We start from the raw sequence: 25,476 nt of genomic DNA, 5'->3' as shown, positions 1-25,476 counted from the left end.
CCTTACTGTGCTTTACCCTCCCAACAATACTTTCTCCAAAGCATCATAACTATCCAATTGCGTATCAGGCATTAATGAATCTGCTAAGTCTAAGATTGTGGCTATGGTCAGATCCTCAGAACATGAGGACAATCGGGGAGAGCAAAACCCTTCCTCATTTTCCAACGCCAAAATACAGACCCGCAACAAACATGAAATAATATAGCGAAGTTCCCCATTGCTCGTTACCTCAAAACTTACTTCCTGCATCGTAACATTATTGCCCCTTTTATAATGTCGGCGTTTTCTCGGACTTAAAAGTTCAATTGCTTCCGCCAACTTTTCCTTATCCGTTTTAGCTACGCTTTTATTTGTTTCCATTGTTTACTTTTTATCAGTAGTGTCCAATTAAAATATTTCAAAATTTCGTTCAGTCAAAGCTGTTAGGCGCTTAAAGCATTTTTATTAAGTGATAGCTTGCTATAAGGTTCACCACGGAATTTAACAACTAAAAAATATACTTAATCAATTCAACCTAATTGCTAACCCTTTTAAAGCAAGTCTTATATCTTACGTCTTTCAGCGAAGCGGCGGTTGCTGAGCGAAGCCGAAGTATCTTACATCTTAAGTCTGACACGTCTAACTTTTTAATAAACATTTTCCGCCATTAATAGCAGTTTCCCGTATATAGTGTATAAAAATCACACCCGTAAAGCCCTTCTTTTTTCATACTCCTCCGCCAAAACCCATAAGTGCTTTAAATGTGCAGCAACCTCCTCTCTTGCCTGCCGCACAAATTCCTCCGCCATAATTATGGCGCCCTCACTATCATTACGATTAACTTGGGGGTTTCTGTTGTTTCGCAATACACGCCTTGCATTGCAGATAAGATGGTATAGGCGTTGGTTCTCGTAATCGGTTTTGTGAAATATAGTAGTGGGCGTTTTTGAAAAATGGTTACACAGATGGAGGAGGTAGGGCAGGGAAAACTCCTTTGGCTTAAACTCCCAAAATACATGCAGCAGCCCTAAACAAACTTGTTCAAGGACCAATTGCGCCAACATCATTTCGATTCTTGGTTCTTTATATTTAATTTCGCAGGTGTCCAAATAACCCAAAAATTGTGCTGCTTGGGAGTATTTTTTGTTCCATTTCTTTTCAATTCCCGTCACAATCTTGGGGTAGTAGGATATGCAATGATTGTAGCCCAAGTCTTTTTCATTTTTATAATAAATCCATTTCGACTCTGTAATTATATGCTCCAAAAAGTGGCTGCCAAAACTCCTTTTTCTCAAAATCTCACCCACCGTAAATAAAATTGAATACACCTTGCAATCTTGGGCTGTTTCCTGAAAAATAAAATTCGTAATTTCTGCAGGGCTTAATGGTGCGGGTTTATTAGTAACCAGCATCAGTGTATAAATGGTAGTATTTTGCAACAATGATGCAGCCTGCTCCAAATAGACTTCCAGCATTTGTTGATCCTCGTACTTGCTAATTAGAAAAACGGAATCAACCTTCAACCTTGTTTTTATCAATTCTATTACCCCTATCAAAAGTTTGTCTTCCGTCTCGTAGGTGCCACTTTTGGTAGTATGGGTATCGGTTTCCTCCGTATTCACTTTTTGAGGGGTTGTAAGATTGATTGTTTCTTCCGCTTCTATTTGAATTTCCTCCCCTCTCTCATCTGCCTTATCTTTTTTATAGCTTGCCGCAAAACAGCGTTGCCAAGTGAAATAGAATACCGATTTCACCAAAGTAAACAGTTGCTCGGTCTTGTAATACAACATATCTATTGCTTCAAGGGTGGGCTCAAAATCACTTTGGTACCGCGCGGCACAATAAGATTGATCCAAAAGCTTCAATACCGCTACCTCCTCCTCAGCATTTGGGTCAAAGAAGGATGCCAATACGGGAATAAAACCGTCACAATACGCCTGATGTTCCCGAAGCCTATGGGTAATTTTGTTCCTTCCCATCAAACCACATTCCGCTGTCCGAAATAGTAGTTCTATGGTTTGGTGGTAGGCAAAAGTGCTCTGGGCATAGTGACCCTTTTCAAAATGGCTACTCGCTCCTTCATTAAAAGCATCAATCTTCTTTAGCTCCTTATCGAAAGCGCGTTTGCTTCTGCCTATCAAATCGTTTAGGCAGAGGGCAGGGGTCATAAATGGGAATTCCAGTTCCGGCTGTCCATACACCATCCTGCCCAATAATAGATTCTCAATAAAAAAGAGGTTTCCCACCTCAATCTGTTCCATGGCGTAACTTTGCGTATATATCCGGTGCCGCAGCTGTGCGTGGCCCTTCAACAAAGCATCCGCTTTCTCAAAGGTGTTGGGATTGCATGCATACTCACTTACAATAATGGTAAGCATGCTAACATCAGGATTAACAATAAATTCTCCCCAAAAAATAAACAGTGGTTTTAATTCAGCTATCAGCTCATTTAATAGTGATTCTGGTAGTAGGTGTGTTGGGACCGGCGATGAAATGGGTTTGTAGCTCATTTGTTTTTGTTTTTTGTGACTCGTTGTTCGTTCGTTCGTTCGTTCGCTCCTCGCTCTTTTTACAGCTACAAGTTGCAAAAGCTTGGCTGGATAAAAAACCAATAGACTTGGTAAAAAACCAAAATGGGAGGGATATTTTACCGAGTGTATTTATAACGAATGACGTCAAACAAAAATGAGCAAAACCACCCTGCCCTTAGCGGAGTCGGGAGTCGAAGGGGTCATTGTACTCGAAGCGAGGCAATTTCAGGAGGCTACATAAGGTTTTTCGTAAAGTATTCAACTCCATTCGTGATAGATTTGTTTAGCGTAGTGAATCTATTAAAGTGACTCGAGAGAAACACTTATAATTTGTAGAGCCACGTTGCAAATACTAAACATAATTGGAACCGCCTTGCAAAAAGCATCCAACGGAAGAAATTTCTTTATGAAATAAATGCAACACTGTTTTCAGGAAGGGACAGAAGCTGAGTGGCGGGATAAGTATAGGATGGAATTATTTATAGATTTAATTTTGATATTACAGTTTTGCATCAATTAATGATAAAACTTTTGTATATTTTTACGGCAAATAGCGTGATAAGATAATGGCAGCTGCAGAACAAATCAAAAGTTTAATTAAATCCTTTAGTGATGGAGACGATTCTCGATTCTACGCTACAGCAATGCAAATAGCAGCTGCAGAAGCGAGAAAGGGTCGTCAAGAGTTAGCTGAAGAATTAAAGAAATTAATTAAAGACTCAAGAAAGTCTAAACTTGACATAAGTAGTTTAAAAAACTTACCAGTAAATGCCGCTCAAAAGGAGCTGAATGATTTATTGGAATTTACAAGACCTGATGATAAATTGAAAGATATGGTCTTGAATGATAAATTAAAAAAAATCATTATCAGAATTTTAGATGAACAAAAGCAAATTGAAAAATTAAGGCAACATAATTTATTTCCAAGAAAAAAATTACTACTTACAGGACCGCCTGGTTGTGGCAAAACAATGACCGCAAGGGTGTTATCTAACGAGCTTGGAATTCCTTTATTTGTTATTAGACTTGATGGACTAATAAGCAGGTATATGGGAGAATCAAATGTTAAACTTCGTTTAGTTTTTGATACAATGAAAGAATTTAGAGCTGTTTATCTATTTGATGAATTTGATAGTATAGGAACAACTAGAAATCAAGGAAATGATGTCGGAGAAATAAAAAGAGTTTTGAATAGCTTTCTTTTACAAATTGAAAAGGACGAGTCAAATAGTTTAATAATTGCTGCCACAAATATGCCAGAAAATCTTGATGAGGCGCTATTCAGAAGGTTTGATGATATAATTAATTATCCTCTACCTACAGAAGAGCAAATTTATCAATTTTATAAAAAAGAATTAAACGATAAGTTATCCGATTCACATACTATACTGCTAAATCTGTCTAAACAATCTATAGGTCTTAATTTTTCTGACTTAAAAAGAGTTTGCGAAGACTTTCTGAAAAATATCCTTATTTATGGCGAGGAAAAATCCAATCTAGAATTTATAACTGAAATAATAAATTCTAGGAAAAAGCCTTACTAATAAATGTCTCAATTAAATCATATTTTTTTAAATGGCCATACCTCGTCCTTTCCGTATAGCACACATGGAGGTGGTGGTTTCAATTTAAAACCTCGATTAAATAGACAACAGCATGGATCAAAAATACAACAAGAATTTAATGATGCTGTTAATGAATTTTCAGAAGGTGATATTGACTATGAGTTCGTCTATATTGAGTTCGAATCGGCAATTGATTTTGAATTAACTTTTGACAGATTTGAAGATGCAGAAGATAATATTAGACTTGCTTCATGCAAAGGCATATTTATAACTAATGAAGATGGGAAAGAACAAGTTGTCTATAAAATTGCTGTTTATTTAAACAAAAGAGCTGTTTCTAACTTCCTGATTAAAATTGAGCAATATTTAAATGAAGATACAGCAGGAGGCAAACCACGCAATCAAAATTTAATTTCAAATATTGAAAGCATTAAAGCTGCAACTCTTGAAAGTTTTTGGCAAGAACCAGAAATTGAATTCCCTGCATCAGGTCAAGAGGTTTGGTGGGAAATTTGGTATAGTAATGTAGGCAGAGAAGAAGTTGTATCATCTATAAATAATTTGAAGGATGGCGGCTTAACCATTAATGAAAGAATACTAGAGTTTCCGGAAAATATTGTTGGTTTAGTAAAAGGAACATCTGATCAATTAGCTAGTATTCTATTATATCAAGATAATCTAGCTGAATTAAGAAAACCAATTGAAACTTCAGATTTCTTCACCAATTTGGATAAAACGTGGGAAGGTGACTTCATTGAAGATTTAAAAGATAGAATCAATAATGAAATAGCTCAAAGCAATGTTGTTGTCTGTCTTTTAGATACCGGTATTAATATAACTAATCCACTATTGAAAGATTTAATTCTTGCAAGGAATTTAGATTCTATAAATCCAGAATGGACAACTGCTGATTCATATAGACATGGACATGGTACTCCTATGGCAGGAATTATTTTATATGGTGATTTAAATGAACCGTTGAGTAATACGGGAATCATTAACATAACGAATAATGTAGAAAGTATCAAAATAATAGACGCTAGTACAGCAAATGACCCTGAATTGTATGGTAATATCACATTGGAAGCTATTGCAAGCGCTGAAATCATTAATCCATTATCTAAAAGAATCGTTTGTTTAGCTGTAACAGCTCCAAATAATGAATACCTTGGCAGACCATCCTCTTGGTCAGCTGCAATAGACCAAAAATTATTTGGTACTATAAATAAAAGAAATGATAATACATTAATTTTAATTTCTGGAGGTAATTTACCCTTAAATGATAGATTAAATTATCCAATATCCAATGAAGATTTTTCCGTTGAAGATCCTGCTCAATCATTTAATGCAATTACCGTGGGTTCATTTACAGATAAAGATAGGTTAGATGTTCAAGAATTCCCTGGAGCAGCGTTACTGGCGCAAAGAGGTCAAATGGCTCCCTGTAATTCTACTTCTTTAAAATGGAACAAAAGATGGCCTCGTAAGCCAGATGTTGTATTTGAAGGTGGAAATGATGGAATATTTAATTCAGGCATTCTAGATCACGATTCGTTAAAACTTTTGTCAACAGGAGTAGGAGGTGTGGGAAGATCTTGGTTAACCACATTTTCAGACACAAGTGCATCTGTAGCTTTGGCTTCAAAATTTGCTTCTGAATTATATCAAATGTATCCAAATTATAAACCAGAGACAATAAGGGCTTTAATAATACATTCAGCTGAATGGAGTAGCACACTTCTAAATAATTCAAATATTAGTGACTTAAGTTCTGATGAAAAATGGAATCTTATATCTAAAATTGGCTATGGAATTCCAAATTTAAACAAAGCGAAGTATAGTGCTGAAAATTCTCTAACATTAATAGCGGAAAGGTCTTTAAGACCTTATAAATATGAACAAAGCAGGGCAAAAACGAATGAGTTTCACCTGTTTGATTTGCCTTGGCCAAGTGATATATTAACTGATTTGGCAGAGACGAATGTAACGCTAAAAATAACATTGTCATATTTTATCGAACCTAATCCTGGAAATAGAAGATATGCAAGCGATCAATCATATAGATCACATGGTTTGAGATTTAAGATGATAGATAGAAATGAAGGTTTAGAAAGATTTAAAGCTCGTGTTAGCAAATCTATTAAGGAAGAACAAGATGATTACGTACAAGAAGGTAGTGAAAATTGGTTGTTAGGCAGTCAAGTTAGAGATAAAGGAAGTATTCATAAAGACTTATGGGAAGGTTCGGCCGCAGACTTAGCATTGAGAAATAAGATTGCTATTTATCCAGTTGGAGGCTGGTGGAAAAATCGAAAAAAACTAATGAGATACAACTCAGATGTCGATTATAGCTTAATAGTTTCCATTGAAACAGAATCGACAGAAATTGATATTTACAATAATGTTCTAGCTCAAATCCCTGTACCTGTGAGTATTCCAATATCAATAGAATAATAACTTTCCGAACATATTATGCAAAATGGAATCTCGATATTGAAGTTAGCCTCATAAAATTTTGGTAAAACAATAGGCTTGATAAAAAATTAAAAGAGAGGTATATTTTACTAGACAGATTCATTCACAAGGAGGATAAAATGAACATAACCAGCCTGCCCTGAGCGGAGTCGAAGGATCATTGCGAGGCAGATAGGCCGTGGTAATTTCTTGATGTTACTTACGGGTCATAAATGGACTACGGTTCTATAGCTTATGCTCCAAAATCTTCTCCACATAAGCCAACTTTTCCCTTTCGGCTTGTAGCAGTCGTTCGTAAAGTTCAAATATTTTATCGTGAGGTGCGAAGCGTGAAGCGTGAAGGGAAGCTTCATGGAGGGGCTCCACTTCAAAAGCATCCTGTGGGCGGTTTAGGAAGTTTTCGCAATAATTAATAAATGCTTCTTCGGTAAACAGTGTAATCACATGGGGCGATACTCCTAGAACACGGGCTATTTGTAAAAGTGTTTCTTCTGCTACGCTTTCTTGGTGTTCTAGATGCGACACCTGTTTTTGGCTAATACCAAGCTCAAACCCCAAAGCATCCTGCTTCAACCCCCGAAGCTCTCGAATACGTCTGATATTTTGGCCAATATGGTTTTTTGTAGTGTCCATATTAATTGCTATTAAACCATAATTACTTTTCGCTAAAATACAATAAATTATTGTTTTAAGGAAATTATATTCGATATAAAGGAAAGAAAATGGCACGAAACAATAATTTAATAAAAAATACGAGAAGATTAGACTCGTTATATTTGCACTAAATGACAATTATTCTCACTAAATGACAAAAATTCACTACAATCGTATTAAAGCTGTATTGGCTGAAAAAAACGTTTCCAGCAAAGATTTAGCGCAACATCTTGGAAAAACGGAATCCACGGTTTCTAGATGGTGTACCAACGATGTTCAGCCCGCTGTAGAGATCTTTTATCAAATCTCAGAATTTTTAAATGTTGACATTAGGGAATTATTTGTGTCTACAAAATAATAACATTCAATCTGCATTTGTCAATATACATGCCTATTCACACAAACTCAGCAATTCACATAAGCCCTTTACGGATTTCAGTACTTGGTGGTTTTGTGTTTTTGTTACATTTGGAAATACGAACCTAATTATATAATTGGAATAAACATTAAATAATTTTCATCCGCATGTTGTAAAACATTATGACATACGTGTATGTGCCAAATAAAAAGCAAAATCAAACTGTAAAGTGATTAAAGGAGGTCAGCTTGCTCCGGAATATCTATCTGCTAATAAGAACAGTTATATTGACACCTTTTCAGAAAGGAATGTAAATGCTTTTGAATTTGCAAATGGATTGGTACAAACTATCAAGGGTGATTCTAACTACCATTGGTTTTTGAGTTGAGTGAAGCTTAGCTTAATTATTGGGCTACTTTTCTTTACTAAAAAATATTTAATGTTTTATTATTACCCTCGTTTGAATAGAATTTTCCAACACAATATTCAGAGTTATTAAATTCCTCGGGTATATAAGAAGTTGTGTATATTATTTGATAAGATTTTTTTGGATACGCTTCAGCTTTATTAATTATTAATCTTTGAAAGTTTTTAGCCCGTCTTTCTTCTATCCCATTATCTTCCATGTTATCACATAAAATAAATCTAGGAAACCTCATTTCCGGCAGTTCAAGACTTGCAAAAAATAATGCAAATCGCACTGTATTTTTTAAATAAAAATTTGAACTTGCTGAAAACCTCTTCTGTCTATCATCTACATAGATAGCATTACTCCCGTAATCAATTTTAAGAGATTCAGCTTCCTTAAATCCATCTTCTCTATTTAGATCTTCGTGCAAAAGGTCTAAAGCAAATTCTTCAATTTGTTCTGAAGTGCTATTTGCCAATGCACTTTGAGCAAATTCTTGATGCTTAATTACCTCGTTTAATTCTTTAAGTCTAGCCTTATGTTTTAATAGGTCATCTTGGAATTGCTGAAATTTAGTTGCTGTTTCAAGTAAGGTTGTAAACTGCATTATTTGCCCATCAATTTCTCCAATTTCCACTAAAAGAGAGTCAATTCTTTCGTCTCTTACACTTTGTACATCTTCAATTGAATGGTTAACGGCTTTTTGAGAAGTAGTTAACTCAGCATCCATTTTTTCCTTTTTAGCACGAAGGTCAGCTAGTTCGTTAATTTGTCTTTCCCTTATTCGTTTTGATTCAATTATTTGAAAAGAAATTTCCTGTTGCATCTTACTTAGAGCATTGGCAGCGTTCTTACTTTCTAAAGGCTGTTTGCAGAGTCCACAGTTGTCCTCATTGGTTTTCTCCAGTGATGAAAGACATTCAGGACAAAATACTAATGGGAAATCATTTAATCTCTCCTTAGTCTTTAAGGAATTTTTTATTGATTGAATTTTGCTTTCAAGCATTTCAAGAAAGAAAGTTGTGTCTTGAATTTCATATTCTAAAGAAAATATCTTTTCATCTAAAGCTTCTACTTCCCTTCTTAATTCAAGGGCTTTTTTCTGAAGTACTTGAAATTCTAGTTTTGACTTTTTTGTATATACAGCTCTTTTTTTGTTAGACTTTAGATTTTCAATTTCAACAGCAATTTTATCTTTATTGGACCTTAAACTATCAATTGTTGCTAAAAGATGGGAGGGTTGGAGCATAAGAGGGTTTTCAGAGAGACGCTTCATACCCTTAATTTCTCCTTCAAGTATTTCAACCTTTTTTGTTAGCTCCCTTTTGGTTAATCTATTTTCATAAAGTTTTTCATTATATATACCTAAAAGCAGTTCTGCTATTGTCTTTCTGGTAAGAGAGGTGTCAAATTGTTCATAAAAGAAAAGAGAGTTTGTTGGAGAATCTTGGTCTATATATAATAACCTTAAAATTTGGTGCATTGTAATATTGGCTTCACCATAAACCGTGGGAATGTTTAACTTTTCAAATAGAACATTAGATAAGCTTTTTTTATTGGACGTTGCACTATATGGAAATTTAGTCCAGTGACCAGGCTCTGTTGATTTGGTGGCTTCTTCTAATGCTCCCCAATAAATATACATAGGCTGATTTGAAGATGTTGAAACTTCTCTTTTTAAAACTGCTATAATTCCATTTAAGTTTACTTCTGCTAGAACACTATTGCATTCAAGTGCTTCATCTACCCAATTATTGAAAGCACCCCCCAAAACATAAAAGATAAAATGTGAAATTGTGGATTTCCCACTACTATTTTCACCGCGAATAATATTTATACCAGCCTTAAATTTCTCATAATAAGCTACCTTTCCAGAATTTGTGTAGATTTTTAGACTATTTAAAACTAATTGATTATTCATCGTATTTAAATTCTGATAAATTAGTGCGGGCTTTAAGACCATTGTTGCCATAAAAGTCCATATTGTAAAAATATGTAGTTAAAATTTTTAGAACATTACTCTCTCTATTTTCTAATGAAATGTCCATATCCTCAAGGATTAACTTCAGTTTGTTTCTATCTATAACATTAATTCTTCCAGTTGAATGAAAACTTTTGTCTATTATCCCATAAGATGCTAGCTTATTAAAAGCTGACAACTGGTATGGGCTCATTCTTTCAAAAAGTTTTCTTGGGTTTATAATTTTTCTATAGGGATTATACTTTTTTGGGAAAAGCTTTTTAATTTGTCTGTCTTCAGGTTTAACTCCAAACCTGATGTTTTCAATTTCATATGGAAATGCCATATAAAAATCCCAAATTCTAATGCGTTCGTATTCAACAGAGTCTTGCTCCATTTTATTTAATAATAGAAGGATTCTATAAAAAGTGTGATTTATGTCAAAAGCTTCATTGTATGTAATCATGCTACCCACTTAATATGGCATCTACCTGTCAGGTAATAAACCATTCCTTTAATTTCTGCTTGATTTAGATATAATACATTGTCTTCAGATGCTTCTCTGTTTAGCAATTCATAAACAGGGTTAATTATCTCAATATAAATGTCATTTTGAAGTTCTATTACGTCTTTTCCACTATTAAGTAGAGGCAATATTTTAGCTCTAAATAATTCAGACACTTGTGCTAGAAGAAGAACAAAAATTCTTTGTGCAGATTGATACTCTTGATAATGATAAAGTTTTTTTGCAAACTTTTGTTTTACAATTTCGGCATCTTCAATGTAATTTTCAGTACACCCAGCATCATTTAATTTTGCATCTAATCCAATAACATCTTTTTCTATTTGATATTCTGTCAACTCAAAACATATTTCTTCAATCTTATCTTTATTATCATATTCCTCTGATAATTCTTGAAATAATCTTCTTATTTGACTAATCTTTATCTTTTTTGGGGAGTTAACAATTTTGTCTCTTCCAACTACGTCTCCACTTTCAGTCTGAATGTTTTTCTGTTGTACCTTTTTTGACATTATTTTTTTTGAATTTTGTCTCTACCTACCACGTCACCAGACTTTGTGCGAATATTTTTTTGCTTAACATCATTAGAATTAGTCTTTGAAACTACCTTTTTGTAAACTAGCCAAGAACCTCCAATTAGAGCTAGTACAATTGGAACTATGTATTCCAAATTATTTTTAATAAATTCAATCATGGTTTTGATTTAAATTAAAACATAAACATCTATCTGTAATAATGCTTAAAATCGTGGGGAGAATTCAAATCTACTTAAATTCTTCAAATATTCCTCTTCAACCCATCAAATACTTTAGGGTCATTGGTTTTCAAATAAGCTTTAATTCTACTATTATGGGGTGGCACTAATAAATTGAATTGACGTTGTAATCTTATTTTGTGAGGCTGTAATGCAATTGATTCTTCCACCATACTTTTAGCCCATCGTTCCAGTTCTTGTTCTTTTTTTTGTTTTGAGGAAACCGTTAAGTTTAGTGCAGGTATGTTACTTTCTAACACTATCCTGTTTTCTAATTTATTTAAGATAAGTTCCTGCTGTTCCAATATTTTATCAAGCTTATTTGAAAGTTCCTTAATATCCATTTGTTAACTATTCTCCACAATCCCAATCTCCTCCTCACTCAACCCATAAAGCTCATAAACCATAGCATCAATCTCTTTATCTGTTGAGGTTATTTTATTTTGAATTTCCAAAGCTAATTTCTGCTCAGCTAAAAAGTAATCTTCCCACTCTGCTTTTTGAGAAAGAGAAAGTTCTATTTTTTTCTTTTTGAGTTCTTTTAGAAAATCAGCATAGGTTAGTTCAAACCAGTTTTCTAATTTTTTACTAAGTTTGGCTAATTGCTCAAATTCTCTTTGCAGAGTTCTATGAACTTTGGTAGACATCTCATCCAATAGTGTAATATTTTCTGTTTGAGAATTAGCTAGAATAGTTAACCTTTCAACATCTACTTTTGACATTTCTGGTATAGGAAAGGAGCCAAGATTATCAAGGCTAATTTTAGCAAATACTTTCCCTTGTATATCGTGTAATATCCTATAAAAAATAGTGGCTGATTTTGAATTTATAATAGGCAATAAACATTCAAGATTTAAACCATTTTCCTTTTTATAAATACCGTGAACAAGAGTATCAAAATAAAAATTTTTTGAATCTAGGGATGCAATAAGTTTATCTCCTGTTTTTCTTATTAGGATTTTTTTATTCTCAAAAAGTTCAGGATTTCTCAAGGCAAAATCAATTCTATTTTGCTTTTTCATCCCCTGTTTAGATTTAACATCATCTAGACTAATTGTATCACCTATGTTTTCATCATAATTTATATAATCATTACTCCATTTTATTAAATACTTAGAAATGTCCTTACCCCATATAATAGGCTTATGATTAGGGGTTCCTTTTTCATTAGAAATAAGTATATGCTTAATATTCCCTGGATTTAATCCATTTTTAAGATTATAATAACTTCTTAATGGTTTTAATTTTAATAGTTTATCTAAGATAGAGCCTGCCTTTTGGTCAATTATTGAAATTTCAAAATTAGGAATGCTTAAGAAAAAATCTTGTCTTTGATTACTTTCTATAAGACCTATTGTGGAAATGAAATCATTAATTTTATTTGCTTCTGCTAATCTGATTTCTTGATTTAATTTAACTTCATTAGTAATGGTAAAATTAATTATTAGACTTCCTCCAACTTCTGCATCATCAAAGACCTTTTCTGTAATTGTAAAAATCTCATTTATTTGGGTTTTAAGAAGTAATTCCTCTCTTATTAGCTTATAGTAAGAATTAAATAGAAGAGATTTTGGAATAATGAATTGAACAACTCCTCTGTTGAACACTTGTAACATTCTTTCTATAAATAAGATATAAAGATTAATTTTATAATTCGTCAATGGGAAATGTTCCTCAAAATAACCTTGCGAGGCATTATCTATAAAAATTCCATAAGGAGGATTCCCAATAATCACATCAAATCCACCTTTATCAAATATCTGAGGAAATTCCTTTTGCCAATTAAAAGCACTATCTCCTGCAACACTTACATCATCAATTAAAGAGTTTCCACATTTAATATTATCACTCAAATCATTCAGTTTCCTATTAGGTTGTGCCGTTCTTAACCATAATGATAATTTTGCTATCTCTACAGATTCTTCATTTAGGTCAACCCCAAAAAGGTTATTCTCCAAAATACTTTTTTCAACATCACTTAATACAAATGCATCTTTGTTATACTTGGCAGAGAGTTCATCAATGTATCTGTGTTCCTTGATTAGAAAGTCCAATGCTTGGTTTAAAAATGCTCCAGAACCACAGGCTGGATCACATATAGTGAGTTGTAATAGCCAATCTCTATAAATGCTGAGGTTATCCAATCTTTTCCTACTTCTTTGCTTAGCGGGCTGGTATGCTTCATCTGTTATATCAAGTTCTGCTTTCTTTTCTTCACAGAGCTTCCCTATGGTATTTTCTACTATGTATTTTGTAATGTATTTGGGGGTGTAGAATACACCATCTTTTTTTCTCTTAGTATCTGCCCTATCAATAGTTTTTCCTTCTAGTTGGGCTGTAATCTCATCTATTTCATTAAGGGAGTTTTCAAAAATATGCCCAAGGATATTTACATCTACTTCACTTTCAAAATCATAATCTGAGAGTTTAAAAGAATGTTGGTAGAGTAGGTCATCATCTATTTGAATAGTATCTAAAACCTCATCAGGTTTAAACAGCCCTCCATTATATGGAAATACATCATATTGTTTACCTTTAAAACCAGTATTCAGATACCCAAAGTATTTTTTAAACCTATCATACAATGGAGTGTAAGCATCAAGTTCTTTTAACTGCTTCCATTGTTTTAGAATCACCCTAACAGAGTTAGGAGGTAATAAGTTTCTGTCTTCCGCAAAGAATAAAAACAAAAACCTATCCAGTAGCTTTTGAGATTTTTTGAAAAGCTCCAATGGCTCAAACTGCGGGTTTAATTCACAGAGGTTTTGGAATAATTCTCTTTTGAAAAGGGAGTAATCTTTGTAGAGTTGTTTAGTGATTAATTCCTCTTGACTTAGTGATTCGTCTTTCAGTTTTTTGGGAATGTTATTCTTAACATTTTCAAAACCTAAACACAAATAAAGCAATTTAAAATCTTCCTCACTAAGGGTAAATAAGTTGAATTCTATATGTTCAATGGCATTATCAATATAAAACCTCAACTTTTCAAAATTGGAGGTAATTACATAAATACAACCTGATTGGTTGTTTTTATATCCAAAGGCTTGTTCCTCTACTTTACCTAAATCCGTAGTGTTAGTACCTTTAAGTTCTATTACACCAGTGACTTTGTCTTTTATAATAATTCCACCATCAGCTTTTTTGCTGTCTTTTACATTTTTAAGTTCTGTTGTGAGATTAAAATTGTGCTCAGGATTTAGAGTATATCCCAGGATTTTAACAAATAAATCCCGGAGAAAACCTTCTTGGTATTGCTCTTCCTTACTGCTCCTTATATTCTCTTGAATAATAGGATTTAAAAAATGAGATTTATATAATTCCCACTTTTCAGCAAGCTTTATTGAATCTTGTGTTTTGAGGTACTTAGTAACAACCGTTGTTTGAAATAATGGCATCGCAATAATCTAGATATAACTTATTGTTAAAAATAGATAATTTACCTTAGTTTTAAAACGTAATAGGATTTTATAAATTTTTTAAGGCGTCTGAATATAACTCTTAAACAAGTGCCCTAGAAATGGCACTTTAAACTTTGAGAAATTAAACCTTTATTATTCTATCACTAAAGGAATTTACAAGAGGTCCAGTTTCAATGGCCGCACTATACAAGTCCCAACAAATCCCCAATTAACACCCCTTTGCCAAAAGCACCACCCAATCATAAATCAACCAATTAACGGATTAACAAATCAATAAACCCCCAATACCTCAATCCCCACCGCATTTTGTCCCAATAACGGATATTCTTCCTCCCCGAGAATCTCTAAAAATCGCAACCCTATTGCCAAGAAATATTGAACGCCCTTTTTCTTAACTATGGCTTTCTCCGTTCGCAACTCCAACACCTCCCATTCATCCTTTCTGGCTCTTCGCACAGGAACTGCAGTATAAGTGGTGAAAATATTGCGCTTGTTGTCGTAGGTAAGTACCAAATATTGAAGCTCAAAATGGGTTGCACTACTGGGAAACCTGATAGAGGAGGGGTCAAAATCCGACCATGACAATGAAAAATCCGTCTCGTTAACCTCTGGATTCCCTAACTGCTGCCGTATCCCCAATTTGCGATTGAAAACAAATTGCCGCAGTAGTAACTGTCCTTTTAAGGTCCGCAATCCTTCGCCTACATTTAAACTGCCGGGAGCCGATTTAGGATCTACGGCCTTGATGGCCATAAATAATGACATTAACCGCTGATGCAGCGTCCCATCCTTATAATACTTCAGAATAGGATGTAACCCAATCTTAAATTCCTTCACAAAAACACTGCATAAAGTCATTTCGTCAGAGTTTTTGGAGATTCTTGGATTATTTTTATTATTTTCGTAGTTGAATCCTCTCATGGCACACAATTTGTTGATTATTAGGTGAATATAATGCATTTCTTCCCTAAAAACAAATTTCTAAGCCGACTCCATGCCGACCTAAAGCCGATCCAATGCCGACAGCATGCCGACCCAATGCCGACTCTAAGCCGACTATACTCCCTAGATACTCCTATGTTAAGCCATAAAAGAAGCCTGAATATTTGCCGCTATCGCGTGTGTGTAACCTGTGGGGTGTTTGGAAAAATGAGTGATGTAATATTATGAATTAAAGAAGAATAGTTTAAGCCTCAACGGCAGCTACCCCTTTTTAAAAATAGCCAATAATTAACCCTCCTTTTACAATATTACTTCGGTATAAAACCAAAGTAATATTATAAAAGCTAAGGTGTATGTTTTGCAAACAAAATACTTGCTATTGTTTATGCGTACATTTTTAAAACTTCCACTAAATCGGGAATGGATTGAATTTTTAATTTCTCGAACACCCTGTTTTTATAGGTGCTGATGGTTGATGCATGAAGATTTAAACGGTTGGAAAGCTCTTTTAACGGTAAGCCTTCTACCAATTTGTTTGCAATTTCCAGCTCCCTGTTAGACAATGATTCTAAAGGTGATAGTTTTTGCGGCTTGTTTAAAGTGTTTGAAAGTATAGTGTCTTTTATTCCCTCGCTAATAAACTTTCCTTCCTCAAGCATGGCGTATAGGGCACGGTCAATTTTATCCTTGCTGGAATGCTTGTTTAAAAATCCGTGTGCGCCCATTTTAAGATAACGCAAACCATACAGATGTTCGTCTTGGGAAGAAAAAATAAGGATTTTTAATTCCGGTTGTTTCAGCTTAATAAAATCAATTGCTTGTTGTAAAGTGCCATTGGGCATGTTTACATCTAGAATTACAAGATCAAAACTTTCGCGGGAGATAAGAGATGAGAGCGATTTGTAATCGTCTACCTCAGATAAGAGAGCCTGTGGCCGGAGCTGCTTTATAATTTGCACCAGCCCCATACGCACTATACCATGATCATCCGCAACTAAAATGCGAGTGCTAGTATGCATAATATTTCAATTTAGATTAGGGGCAGAATCATAGAAATTTTTGTGCCCACATTTTCAGTGGATTCAACTTCTATTTTTCCTTGCACCAATAATACGAAATTTTTTGCAACATGCAAACTTAATCCAGCACCTTTTTCTTTTTCAGTGCCTTGAAAAACAGGATTTTGAAATGTAAATAGCGTTTTTTGCGTCGAAGCCGTCATCCCCGTACCCGCGTCAATTAAGGATAAAACGACAGATTTGTCTGTTTTTTCGACTTCAAAATAGATAGTGCTTTTTTTATGTGAATATTTTATGGCATTGTCTGTAAATTTTGATAAAATATAATGAATTAAGAATTTATCGCTTTCAAAAATGACACTTTCATCTCCCTTAAATTGAAAATCGATTTGTTTCTTATTCAATTTCCCCTCAAATTCCTTTCTTAACTTTATAAACATATCCAATGCTAAAAGCTCCGACTTTTTTAATTCAAAATTATCCATTTGGGTGCGTAACCATTGGTTGGTGTCGGTAATGGTTTGAAGATTTTTTTTAGTATCCTTTTTTATTTGAACTAATAATTTAAAAAAATCGTCTTTGCTTATCGTTTCATTTTCAACGGCTTCAATGGTCCACAACAGGCTGCCAAAGGCTTCCTTAAAATCGTGAGTGAGTAATGAAATCCATCCTGTTTTTAGTTCATTTTGTTCGTGTAAACGTTCAATTTCTTCAGTGAGTTTTTTCATTTCCGTAGTAAATAATTTTTCAATTTTGCCCGTAATCCCTCTTTTTTATAGAGATGTACTTCTATTGGAAAGCAATACTAATAATTTTTTTTAATTTATTTGGCATCCGTCTTAGTTCATTATTTTTTCGCCTAACCATTTTGAAAGCATATTGCTCAACGTCTGTTTTAATAGCGGCTTTGTTATAAAATCGGTCATTCCAGCCTCTAGACATTTTTCTTTTTCACCCGGAAGACTACCCGCGGTAAGCGCAATTATGGGTACCTCTACGTGGGCTTCCGATGCTCTTATTTGCCGGGTGGCCTCTAAACCATTCATCGTGGGCATTTGTACGTCCATTAAAACAAAATCTGGAAGTTCCTTTTTATATACTGCAACCGCTTCTTCGCCATTTGTGGCTTCAATAATTACAGCATTGGGAACAATACTTTGTAAAAATAGCTTTGTTAAATGCATATTTACATCGTTGTCCTCGGCTACTAAAATCTTGAGATCGCAGGTAGCAGGTACAGAAAACGTATCTTCTATAACCGGCGATTTTTCTTCTGAAATATTTTTAAGACGTCCCAAGGTTTGGTACATCTGCTTCATTCTAATGGGTTTTACCAGCCTGCTTGTAACCTCCAATTCGTCGCAGGCAGATTGAAGTTGGTCGTCATCTGAAGAGCTGTACAACACAATAAATGGCTGCTCCTGGGTTTCGGCAGGTTGAAGCCCCTTTATCTTTCTAATTGTTTCCAGACCGTCCATAATAGGCATGTGGTAATCCATGATAATTACGTCAAACTCTGGCTTGTCTAGCATAACCAACAAAGCTTTTAATCCGCTGTCGGCTTCTTCAACTTCAATGTTTTTTATCTCCAGCATGCGTCTTAAAATTTTTCTGTTGTTCTCATTGTCATCAACAATCAAAACCCTTTTAATATCTGCTAGACCGTTTTCTAACGGTTCGTCTTCTACCCTAAATTCAAGGTCAAAGTAAAAGTTACTGCCTTTCCCTTGTTCACTTTCCAATTGCAGGGTGCTGTTGGCCAAGGCTAATAGCTTGTTTGAAATAGATAAACCCAACCCCGTGCCGCCAAAACGCTTGGTAATACTGCCGTCTTCTTGCGAAAATGCATTGAATATTTCTTGCTGCTTGTCTTTGTGAATTCCAATACCTGTATCGCTAACCCCAAAACGCAAACGCATTTTATTGTTGCCATAATCTTCTAAAATGTTAACGTATAGTTTTATCTCCCCCTTCTCGGTAAACTTTAAAGCATTGCCTAATAGGTTTACCAAAATTTGCTTTAAGCGCATAGCATCTGCCCAAATATATCTGGGTATTTTGTGGTCTATGTCTAAAAGCATTTCCAAGCCCTTTGTGTTTATGCCATACGAAACAATATTGAATGCCTCTGACACTACCTCCTCCACTTCAATACGGTCAATGGCCAACTTCATATTGTTGCTTTCCATCTTTGAAAAATCGAGAATGTCGTTAATGATACTGAATAACGAAACTCCCGATTGATTGATAATTTCTAAATACTGTTTCTGGGTGTCGTCTAAATTCGTGGCTAACGCAAGTTCGGTAAACCCGATAATCCCATTTAAAGGGGTGCGAATTTCGTGACTCATATTGGCCACAAATTCCGATTTCGCTTTATAGGCTTCTTCAGCGGCTTCCTTGGCTTGAATAAGCTCATTGCTCATTCTTTTACGCTCGGTAATATCTATTACGTTGGTTAAAACCAGTTTCGTTCCTGCTTCGTTTTCATCTAGGGCACTCATAAAATACCAAATGGCCTTTTCTCCAGATTTTTTTACAATTGAAATTTCGCCCGACGCTTTTCCGTGTTCCTGAATCGCTGCTAAATAGGCGTCTATTTCATCGCGATTTTCAGCTGGTCTTAATTGGTAAATTGAAGAATTCTGCATCTCTTTTCGGCTGTAGCCAGTGGCTGCCAAGCCCGCTTCATTTACGTCAATAAAATTACCGTCTAAATCGTGAATGCTTAAAATACCCTGAATATTATCAAATAGGTTGTGATACTTTTCCTCGCTTTTTTTGAGTAGCTGCTCTCTTGTTACAAATTCGGTAACATCACGGCCAATGGTAAAAATAAGTCCGGCCTCTATATCTGGGGTGCTGGTCCATTCTATCCACTTTATGCCTCCTTTCTTTGTTTTATAACGATTGGTGAAATTAACAACAGACTTGCCCAAAGATAGGTTCTGCATTGCAAGCGCTGTTTCCTCTTTGTCGTCTTCGTGTAAAAAATTGCTGAAGGGCGATTGCAATATTTCGTCATTTGTCCATCCCAGTGTTTTTGAAAAGGCGGGGTTTATCTTTACAAAGTTTCCTTCAAAAGAAGCAATCCCAATCAAGTCATTAGAGAGCTGAAATAAATTGTCGTGTTTTCTTAAGCGCTGTTCCTTTTCTTTACTCGCTACCCATCGGTTTATTTGATCAACCGCTTTTTTTAAAAAGCTTTTATCCAAATCGGTTAAAACTCTTTCTTTATCATCAAAGATATTTAGACTCCCAATACGGGCGTTTTCGGAATCTAAAATTGGGAGTGATTCATAAAATTTCACATCAAATGAAGTTACCGTATGGGGTGCCAGATCCATATCTTTATCCGTGCTTTTTAAGTTGTTTTTTACGGCAGCATTAAGCACACTTATCTCCTTATTGATATCGTCATTAGCGGCAATAACAAATGCTTGGTCTTCGTCTCTGATAGTAATGGTGCATAAACGCATATCGATCATTTCTGAAACCGAAAAAAGCAAATAGTCAAAAACTTCGGCATAGCGCTTTTTGAGCATATTTAACTTAACGACTGATTTATCTTGGTCTGGATTACTTTTTGGATTTACTATTTTCATCTTTTTCATTAGTTAATTGGGGCAGCCTTTATAGGGCAGTAAAACTGTATATAACGTTAATAGAGTAGGTGCTTTTTTCTTTTGCTACCAGCGATTGGGCAGCAAGAGCTGAAATGGTATATTTTATATTTAAGTTCTTGTCGAGTACCGGTGTACCGTTGTTGATAATTTTTTGGGAAGTAGTAGATAATGCCACATTTTGTGAGCCTCCTTCTACCCCTACTTCTAAAATACTTGAAGGAATATCAGACTGCACCCCAGACTTCCGAAAGAATGGTACATCTGTTTTAACGTTAAGCTCATAGGTTTCATTGTTTGAAATCAATAATTGATTGGCAATTGTTTGCGTTTGCCCATTTTGATATTGTTCTATCGTATTAAAATTAAAATTTACGGAACTGCCAGAGGTGGGAATGGTTATTTCAGAAAGTGGTACAACGTTTACTGTAAAGTCAATGTTTTGTTGAGCCCCAGTGCTGTTGTCTGTACTTTTAGCATTCAAATTGATCTGAAACTTATACGTTCCCGCTTCAAAAAAATGCGTGTTAAAGTCTGATTTTGATACGGATGCTTTTAGTCGAAATTCATTCCTATTGCCACTTTCTACATTAAAATTATCTGACGGGGTAAAATCTTTCCATGTTTCGGAAAGTGGTAACGTATTAATTTTAGGACTATTCCCGCCAAGGTTGATAATTGAGACATTACGCGTTCCCTCTACTCCTTTTGAAGAGGTAAACTGAATGGTGGAAGAGGCGCTTTTTCCAAACAACTTAAAATCTACAGTGTTTCCTATTACAAAATCGCCCAAACTCGCTTGTACTTGTGGACCCCCAGACCTATATTGATTTAGCGAATTTATTTGTCTATAAACAGAATTATTGGCAGTAAGCCACCAAATGGCTTTTGGAACGGAAATAACTACATTAAAGGAAGCCGGAGTAAAATCGTCGTCATAATTTTGCCCGATAGCCAATGAATAATTTCCAGCGACTAACGTATTATTTAAAAAGACATCCGCAGGCATTTTGAATTTGAAGGTTATATTTCCTTGGTTATATCTTCCTGAAGGGTGTGGAAAATACCACGCCTGTGGACTTGTAGTGAAATGCTGAAAACCAGGCAACCCGTCTTTGCCTTGGAGCGGCGCATCTTCTCCCCCAATGCTATTAAATTGCCAGTGAAGTACAGCATTAGGTAAGAAAACTCCCGAGTGTGTCGTATGCGAAAAATTCTGACTGCTTAAGGCCCACATAGTTGGGTCATTGTGTTTTTGCCACTTTGTATTTCTTTGGGCATACATTACATTTTGAATCGTGAGAAATTCTGAACGGTTAAAGATATTTAATTCTGGCACCACAATATTTACATCCTGTGCATTTACAGCCTGAGATGCACCAAAGAATATTAAAATTCCTAAAATAAACCAATTGTAAATTTTCATATCCTCAATGTTTTAAAATTTCTTCACCTTAATTTCAGTATTCTTCTTTTTGTATTCAAAAGTTAAGGTTTTTGGATTTGTTTCATTTTTCAATAACACATTTTGCGAAGCATTTACATATTCGTACTTGTTGTTTTGAATATAAATCGTGTACCTGCCATTGCCTAAAAATAATTCAAAAGTATCGTTTTGATCAACTACGGTACTCGTTATGTTGCCCTCACTGTCCTTCGCGTAAACAACAACCCCACGTACCGATGTGGCAAGCTTATCATATTGCTGCCTTAACTCTACCAATTTACCAATTACTTTGTTCTTTTTTACCAATCCAATTTTAAGCGTTTTGTTGCTGTCTATTAAAATGCTTGGGTCGGTAACCATTCGTAAACCAGCGGTTTCATTAATTTTTAAAGTGTAACTTCCTTTTGGTACATTTGAAAACCGAACTTTTCCATTTTTATCTGTAATTGCAATAAAGTCGTCTAATTTAACAGTTTCGTGAGCCATTACAACTTCATCAGCATCCTTAATACCGTTGAAATTTTTATCGATAAATAATTGCAAATTAAGATTGTGGTTACCCATCGCAGTAGCTTTAATAAAGTATTTTTTAATTCCTAGCCTAAATTGATAGTTATCTCCACTGTACCCCAAATTTAAAGTAGAATTGTATTGATTGTAATTGCCGTATGCCGTGGCAGACCAACTTCGGTTGAGTTTATATTCTAAGTTTCCATTAACCGTTTTATTGGTGTTGTTGTATAGTTCTGAAAAATTAATTCCCGCTGCAATGGAACCTGTAAAGGTGTTGTTTATAGTGTGAAAATTATAGGAAGCATATGCACTGTAATTAAAGAAATCTTTATCTTCTTGGGTGTAATTATTTAAATCCATTATGGAATTTGGATTGTATTGGGCAGTGCCATTTACCGAAAAACTTCCGAACCTATAGGAAAGGTTCGTTTTTAAACTGTGAAAGCCATTGTTATTTGAAGGGATGGAGTACGAATATTCTGCCGAAAGATCGATGCTTTGTCCGCTGAAGGAAGTGCCTACTCGTGTGCCAAAACGGTAGGCAAGTAATTCGTGTGAAAAAGTAGAAGAAGTGCTTTTTTGTTTTTCTACTTGCGGCGAAAATGTAAAGTTCCAATTAGCCAACGAAAACTGCGTTCCTGTTTTTACCGATTGCGTACTGTAATAATAATAAGGATACTCCCTTGGTATGTTTATGGTTACATCCTCCTCCTGAAAACTTAAATATTCGGGCTGTACTTGCGAGTTTTGATACTGTAGAAATAAACGCGCAATACGTGAAACTTTGTACCCCAAATTCTGATTAAAATTAAGCGAACCGCGGTTTAAGCCCGCGTAACTGCTACTGGCAATATCGTTTATAGACTGGAATTCCCATCTGCCAAAATTTGTTTGATAATTTAAGCCAGCGCTAATTCCAATATTTTCATCGTCATTTACGAGTCCTCTCTCATGACTTATACCCGTTTCTAAACTCAGATTGTTTTGTGAATTTAAACTAAGTGCAGAAGCAAAACTGGCAACCTGCGTATCGGTATCTAAACGCGGATTATGGTCAAAAATATACGAAGCTTTTCCGTGCAAGCCTTTTGATTCACCAAAACTGTATTTTGCACCTGCAATTTTAGAGCCTTCATTCTCCGGAAAATAAGTGCCGTAAAGGTTGTAATTGTTGTCAAGACCAAATACTTCAACCATCTTGTTCTCGCCAATCTTGGTGCTTACCAAACCGCCTCTCCCCGAAGCGGAATAATCATAATCGTTTGCGTACACATTTCCAATACGGTATACGGTATTCTTTTTCTCTATTTCAAACCAAGTATCGTACAGATTGTATTGGTTTTCGGTTAAGTAATAATCGGTTGCCAAATTGAACGTGGCACGTGTGTTTTTTCCTAATGAAAACGTTGAGTTGCCTTTTACTTGTAAATAATTAAAACCACTGCTCTGTTCGTTGTAACCTACTTCTATAAAATTTTTCCCCATCTCGGCACCCGGTCCGCGCATAACTTGCCTATTATTAGAAAGAATAACTAATCGTAAGTAGGTGTTGCCTACATCTTCGTTGTCAATTAAATCGGTAGCCTTTACGTTTATATTGTAATCTGGGAAAAAGGATCCTTGGTGCTGTAATGTCACCTTGAATTCCACCATTCTTTTTTCCTGTCCTTCAAGAGCGAGTATAATTTCTTTTGGTCGAATTTCCAGCCCATCTGGAATGCCTTGAAAAGTAAGTTTAATAGAACGTTGCGAATAACCTCTGTTTTCAACAAACAACGAAAGTGTAGATTCGGTCTGGGAGGGATCAATATAGTTTTCGCGCGTAAAGGAATATAGCGCAATCTGCTTCTCTTCGTTTCTTTCAATAAAAAACGAAGCTGCTATGTTTTCTTTTTTTCCCTCAACGAAGTAGGAGAGTTGATAGGTTATTGTTTCCGATTTCATTTTCATAAAATCGGTGTTTACTAAAAACTTGATGGGCAGTTTTAAGGCGTCACCCTTTACTAAGGTATAGCTGGTTTTTGGTGAAAGGAGTAAACCGGGATAGGTATCCTGAGGCTCCAAATTTTCAATCCTAATCTCCTTGTCGCTATTGTTTTTTAGAACAATAAAATTTATAAAACTTTGACCCTGTTTTACAGAAACCGAATCTTTTTCAAAATAAAAATTTAATTGACTTTTATCTTGAGCATACCCATTAAAAATGCCGAAAAGCACAAACACCAAAATTGGAGTTGTGTTTTTTAGGATAAGTAACGATATGCAGTTTGGGGATATCAATTGTAGTTTTTAAAACGCGAAGGTCTTTTCACCGACTCGTAAATCGTTGGTGCCTGCCATTTTTACAATGGCAACTCCCAAGTAAGTTCCTGATAGTCCTTCGGGTACGTTAAAGTTTACAATTTGCTTTGTATCAGGAAGCATGGATATATTGATTGGTTCAAGCTTAATTTCTTCACCAGTTTCAGTATTTGTAAATTCTAATTCTACAGTGGCGTCGTTTATTACGTTGCCGTCGTTTTCAATGCCAATTGCAACTTTTCGTGAAGTAGTATTTTCATCAGAGATCTCCTCAATACTCATAATCTCTAAACTCAAGGTGCTGTTGTTTGGTGGGGTGCAGTACACGTGCAAACCAAATTCAAACAAAGCAATAATCCCGATTCCATTTTGTAACTCCGCTTTGTCTTTTTGCTTACCAATCTGAGTAAAAAATAACATGCTATTTGTTACGGCTGAAGTAGAAGCGTCCGCAGGAATTTTCATGGTAATAATAATTTCCTTAGTGCTTTTAGCTGGAAGGCTTACGGATGACTCAGTGGTGGAGATCCAAGTAGCGTTCGAATTTTCTAGAGTGCCAGGTTCAAAGTACACTTTGTTTCCGTCTTCTTCTCGTTTCCAGTCTTTTGTGTTTATGTTGAAAATGTAGTCAACTTCAGAGTTATTGTTTAAAACTACGGGTTGGCTTACGGTTTCACCAGGATTGCCAGTAAAAAAAAGTCGTGTTGGCGACATAGAAATTCCTTGTGCAAAAGTTGATAGGCCGAAGCAAGTACAAAAGAATAAAATAAGAGAATAATGCAAGTAGGTACGCATAGGGTTTATGGGTTTTTAGTAATAAAGAAAGATTCCCAAAATTACGTTAAAAATGTAATCTAGGGAATCTTTATGCGTTAAAACCGAAATTATAGTGCGGTAGCAGTATAGGTAACCGTTTGGGTATAAGTACCAGCTGGTTTTCCTAAGATATCAGAAGATGAAGATTTAGCTGCAGGAATTAAATAATCTAGTTCTAAAACCACTGC

At 35.1% G+C, this 25,476-nt stretch carries 20 protein-coding genes and 1 pseudogene; 4 read left to right on the top strand and 17 right to left on the bottom strand.

The window, feature by feature from the left end; genetic code table 11:
- Window positions 1-12 precede the first annotated feature (12 nt).
- Together K8089_RS02895 and K8089_RS02890 are read right to left on the bottom strand one after the other, a co-directional pair.
- Window positions 13-360: a hypothetical protein gene (locus K8089_RS02895; protein ID WP_237601773.1), complete on the bottom strand. Its 348-nt coding sequence runs from the start codon at window positions 358-360 to the stop codon at window positions 13-15.
- 320 nt (window positions 361-680) lie between these two features.
- Entirely contained in the window at window positions 681-2,489 is a 1,809-nt protein-coding gene (locus tag K8089_RS02890; RefSeq protein ID WP_237601772.1) for a HEPN domain-containing protein, read from the bottom strand.
- Window positions 2,490-3,076: 587 nt separating this feature from the next.
- Between K8089_RS02890 and K8089_RS02885 the strand changes: the two genes are divergently transcribed.
- Together K8089_RS02885 and K8089_RS02880 are read left to right on the top strand one after the other, a co-directional pair.
- The gene (locus K8089_RS02885) at window positions 3,077-4,054 is read left to right on the top strand and encodes an AAA family ATPase (RefSeq protein WP_237601771.1); all 978 of its coding nucleotides are present in this window, start codon (window positions 3,077-3,079) and stop codon (window positions 4,052-4,054) included.
- Between the two features lie 3 nt (window positions 4,055-4,057).
- Window positions 4,058-6,529 (top strand): S8 family peptidase, encoded by a 2,472-nt coding sequence (locus K8089_RS02880; protein ID WP_237601770.1) that lies wholly within the window; start codon window positions 4,058-4,060, stop codon window positions 6,527-6,529.
- 246 nt (window positions 6,530-6,775) lie between these two features.
- Here the strand turns inward: K8089_RS02880 and K8089_RS02875 are convergent, their stop codons facing one another.
- Complete coding sequence (locus K8089_RS02875; protein ID WP_237601769.1) at window positions 6,776-7,183, bottom strand: helix-turn-helix domain-containing protein; 408 nt, start codon at window positions 7,181-7,183, stop codon at window positions 6,776-6,778.
- A 172-nt stretch (window positions 7,184-7,355) separates the two neighbouring features.
- On the opposite strand from K8089_RS02875, the gene K8089_RS02870 reads away from it, so the two are divergent.
- A complete protein-coding gene (locus K8089_RS02870; RefSeq protein ID WP_237601768.1) occupies window positions 7,356-7,562 on the top strand; it encodes a helix-turn-helix transcriptional regulator in 207 nt (68 codons plus the stop codon).
- A gap of 229 nt (window positions 7,563-7,791) precedes the next feature.
- Window positions 7,792-7,950, top strand: a complete 159-nt coding sequence (locus K8089_RS02865; protein ID WP_237601767.1) for a DUF3871 family protein — start codon at window positions 7,792-7,794, stop codon at window positions 7,948-7,950.
- 37 nt (window positions 7,951-7,987) lie between these two features.
- On the opposite strand, the gene K8089_RS02860 is transcribed toward K8089_RS02865, so the two are convergent.
- The 14 genes and pseudogenes from K8089_RS02860 to K8089_RS02795 all read right to left on the bottom strand — a co-directional run.
- A complete protein-coding gene (locus tag K8089_RS02860) occupies window positions 7,988-9,892 on the bottom strand; it encodes a hypothetical protein (RefSeq protein WP_237601766.1) in 1,905 nt (634 codons plus the stop codon).
- Window positions 9,885-10,397 carry an ABC-three component system middle component 5 gene (locus K8089_RS02855; RefSeq protein WP_237601765.1) on the bottom strand — a complete coding sequence of 171 codons (513 nt, stop codon included), beginning with the start codon at window positions 10,395-10,397 and terminating at the stop codon, window positions 9,885-9,887. Before K8089_RS02855 ends, K8089_RS02860 begins: the two co-directional genes overlap by 8 nt.
- Entirely contained in the window at window positions 10,394-10,966 is a 573-nt protein-coding gene (locus K8089_RS02850; RefSeq protein WP_237601764.1) for an ABC-three component system protein, read from the bottom strand. Before K8089_RS02850 ends, K8089_RS02855 begins: the two co-directional genes overlap by 4 nt.
- Window positions 10,966-11,148 (bottom strand): hypothetical protein, encoded by a 183-nt coding sequence (locus K8089_RS02845; protein WP_237601763.1) that lies wholly within the window; start codon window positions 11,146-11,148, stop codon window positions 10,966-10,968. Before K8089_RS02845 ends, K8089_RS02850 begins: the two co-directional genes overlap by 1 nt.
- A gap of 83 nt (window positions 11,149-11,231) precedes the next feature.
- Window positions 11,232-11,552, bottom strand: a complete 321-nt coding sequence (locus K8089_RS02840) for a hypothetical protein (protein WP_237601762.1) — start codon at window positions 11,550-11,552, stop codon at window positions 11,232-11,234.
- A 3-nt stretch (window positions 11,553-11,555) separates the two neighbouring features.
- Window positions 11,556-14,603, bottom strand: a complete 3,048-nt coding sequence (locus K8089_RS02835) for an Eco57I restriction-modification methylase domain-containing protein (protein ID WP_237601761.1) — start codon at window positions 14,601-14,603, stop codon at window positions 11,556-11,558.
- 294 nt (window positions 14,604-14,897) lie between these two features.
- Window positions 14,898-15,548, bottom strand: a complete 651-nt coding sequence (locus K8089_RS02830; RefSeq protein ID WP_237601760.1) for a hypothetical protein — start codon at window positions 15,546-15,548, stop codon at window positions 14,898-14,900.
- Window positions 15,549-15,952: 404 nt separating this feature from the next.
- The gene (locus K8089_RS02825) at window positions 15,953-16,588 is read right to left on the bottom strand and encodes a response regulator transcription factor (protein WP_237601759.1); all 636 of its coding nucleotides are present in this window, start codon (window positions 16,586-16,588) and stop codon (window positions 15,953-15,955) included.
- Window positions 16,589-16,599: 11 nt separating this feature from the next.
- Complete coding sequence (locus K8089_RS02820) at window positions 16,600-17,316, bottom strand: sensor histidine kinase (protein ID WP_237601758.1); 717 nt, start codon at window positions 17,314-17,316, stop codon at window positions 16,600-16,602.
- Window positions 17,317-17,427: 111 nt separating this feature from the next.
- Window positions 17,428-20,193, bottom strand: coding sequence for a PAS domain-containing hybrid sensor histidine kinase/response regulator (locus K8089_RS02815; protein WP_237601757.1), 2,766 nt, complete (start codon window positions 20,191-20,193; stop codon window positions 17,428-17,430).
- A gap of 28 nt (window positions 20,194-20,221) precedes the next feature.
- Complete coding sequence (locus K8089_RS02810) at window positions 20,222-21,637, bottom strand: hypothetical protein (protein WP_237601756.1); 1,416 nt, start codon at window positions 21,635-21,637, stop codon at window positions 20,222-20,224.
- Between the two features lie 12 nt (window positions 21,638-21,649).
- Complete coding sequence (locus K8089_RS02805; RefSeq protein WP_237601755.1) at window positions 21,650-24,451, bottom strand: hypothetical protein; 2,802 nt, start codon at window positions 24,449-24,451, stop codon at window positions 21,650-21,652.
- A 9-nt stretch (window positions 24,452-24,460) separates the two neighbouring features.
- Complete coding sequence (locus tag K8089_RS02800) at window positions 24,461-25,267, bottom strand: hypothetical protein (protein ID WP_237601754.1); 807 nt, start codon at window positions 25,265-25,267, stop codon at window positions 24,461-24,463.
- Between the two features lie 89 nt (window positions 25,268-25,356).
- Window positions 25,357-25,476, bottom strand: a pseudogene (locus tag K8089_RS02795) (peptidoglycan-binding protein LysM); the annotation flags it as partial.

It is taken from the genome of Aequorivita vitellina (assembly GCF_022008365.1).
Taxonomy (GTDB): Bacteria; Bacteroidota; Bacteroidia; order Flavobacteriales; family Flavobacteriaceae; genus Aequorivita; species Aequorivita vitellina.
The sequence above is the reverse complement of the archived record's forward strand: the minus strand, read 5'-3'. Positions and strand labels throughout refer to the sequence as shown.

Bases quoted from the DNA above. Each gene is read 5' to 3' on its own strand.
- K8089_RS02895 (WP_237601773.1), bottom strand. From the start codon at position 360: ATGGAAACAAATAAAAGCGTAGCTAAAACGGATAAGGAAAAGTTGGCG.
- K8089_RS02890 (WP_237601772.1), bottom strand. From the start codon at position 2,489: ATGAGCTACAAACCCATTTCATCGCCGGTCCCAACACACCTACTACCA.
- K8089_RS02885 (WP_237601771.1), top strand. From the start codon at position 3,077: ATGGCAGCTGCAGAACAAATCAAAAGTTTAATTAAATCCTTTAGTGAT.
- K8089_RS02880 (WP_237601770.1), top strand. From the start codon at position 4,058: ATGTCTCAATTAAATCATATTTTTTTAAATGGCCATACCTCGTCCTTT.
- K8089_RS02875 (WP_237601769.1), bottom strand. From the start codon at position 7,183: ATGGACACTACAAAAAACCATATTGGCCAAAATATCAGACGTATTCGA.
- K8089_RS02870 (WP_237601768.1), top strand. From the start codon at position 7,356: ATGACAAAAATTCACTACAATCGTATTAAAGCTGTATTGGCTGAAAAA.
- K8089_RS02860 (WP_237601766.1), bottom strand. From the start codon at position 9,892: ATGAATAATCAATTAGTTTTAAATAGTCTAAAAATCTACACAAATTCT.
- K8089_RS02855 (WP_237601765.1), bottom strand. From the start codon at position 10,397: ATGATTACATACAATGAAGCTTTTGACATAAATCACACTTTTTATAGA.
- K8089_RS02850 (WP_237601764.1), bottom strand. From the start codon at position 10,966: ATGTCAAAAAAGGTACAACAGAAAAACATTCAGACTGAAAGTGGAGAC.
- K8089_RS02845 (WP_237601763.1), bottom strand. From the start codon at position 11,148: ATGATTGAATTTATTAAAAATAATTTGGAATACATAGTTCCAATTGTA.
- K8089_RS02840 (WP_237601762.1), bottom strand. From the start codon at position 11,552: ATGGATATTAAGGAACTTTCAAATAAGCTTGATAAAATATTGGAACAG.
- K8089_RS02835 (WP_237601761.1), bottom strand. From the start codon at position 14,603: ATGCCATTATTTCAAACAACGGTTGTTACTAAGTACCTCAAAACACAA.
- K8089_RS02830 (WP_237601760.1), bottom strand. From the start codon at position 15,548: ATGAGAGGATTCAACTACGAAAATAATAAAAATAATCCAAGAATCTCC.
- K8089_RS02825 (WP_237601759.1), bottom strand. From the start codon at position 16,588: ATGCATACTAGCACTCGCATTTTAGTTGCGGATGATCATGGTATAGTG.
- K8089_RS02820 (WP_237601758.1), bottom strand. From the start codon at position 17,316: ATGAAAAAACTCACTGAAGAAATTGAACGTTTACACGAACAAAATGAA.
- K8089_RS02815 (WP_237601757.1), bottom strand. From the start codon at position 20,193: ATGAAAATAGTAAATCCAAAAAGTAATCCAGACCAAGATAAATCAGTC.
- K8089_RS02810 (WP_237601756.1), bottom strand. From the start codon at position 21,637: ATGAAAATTTACAATTGGTTTATTTTAGGAATTTTAATATTCTTTGGT.
- K8089_RS02800 (WP_237601754.1), bottom strand. From the start codon at position 25,267: ATGCGTACCTACTTGCATTATTCTCTTATTTTATTCTTTTGTACTTGC.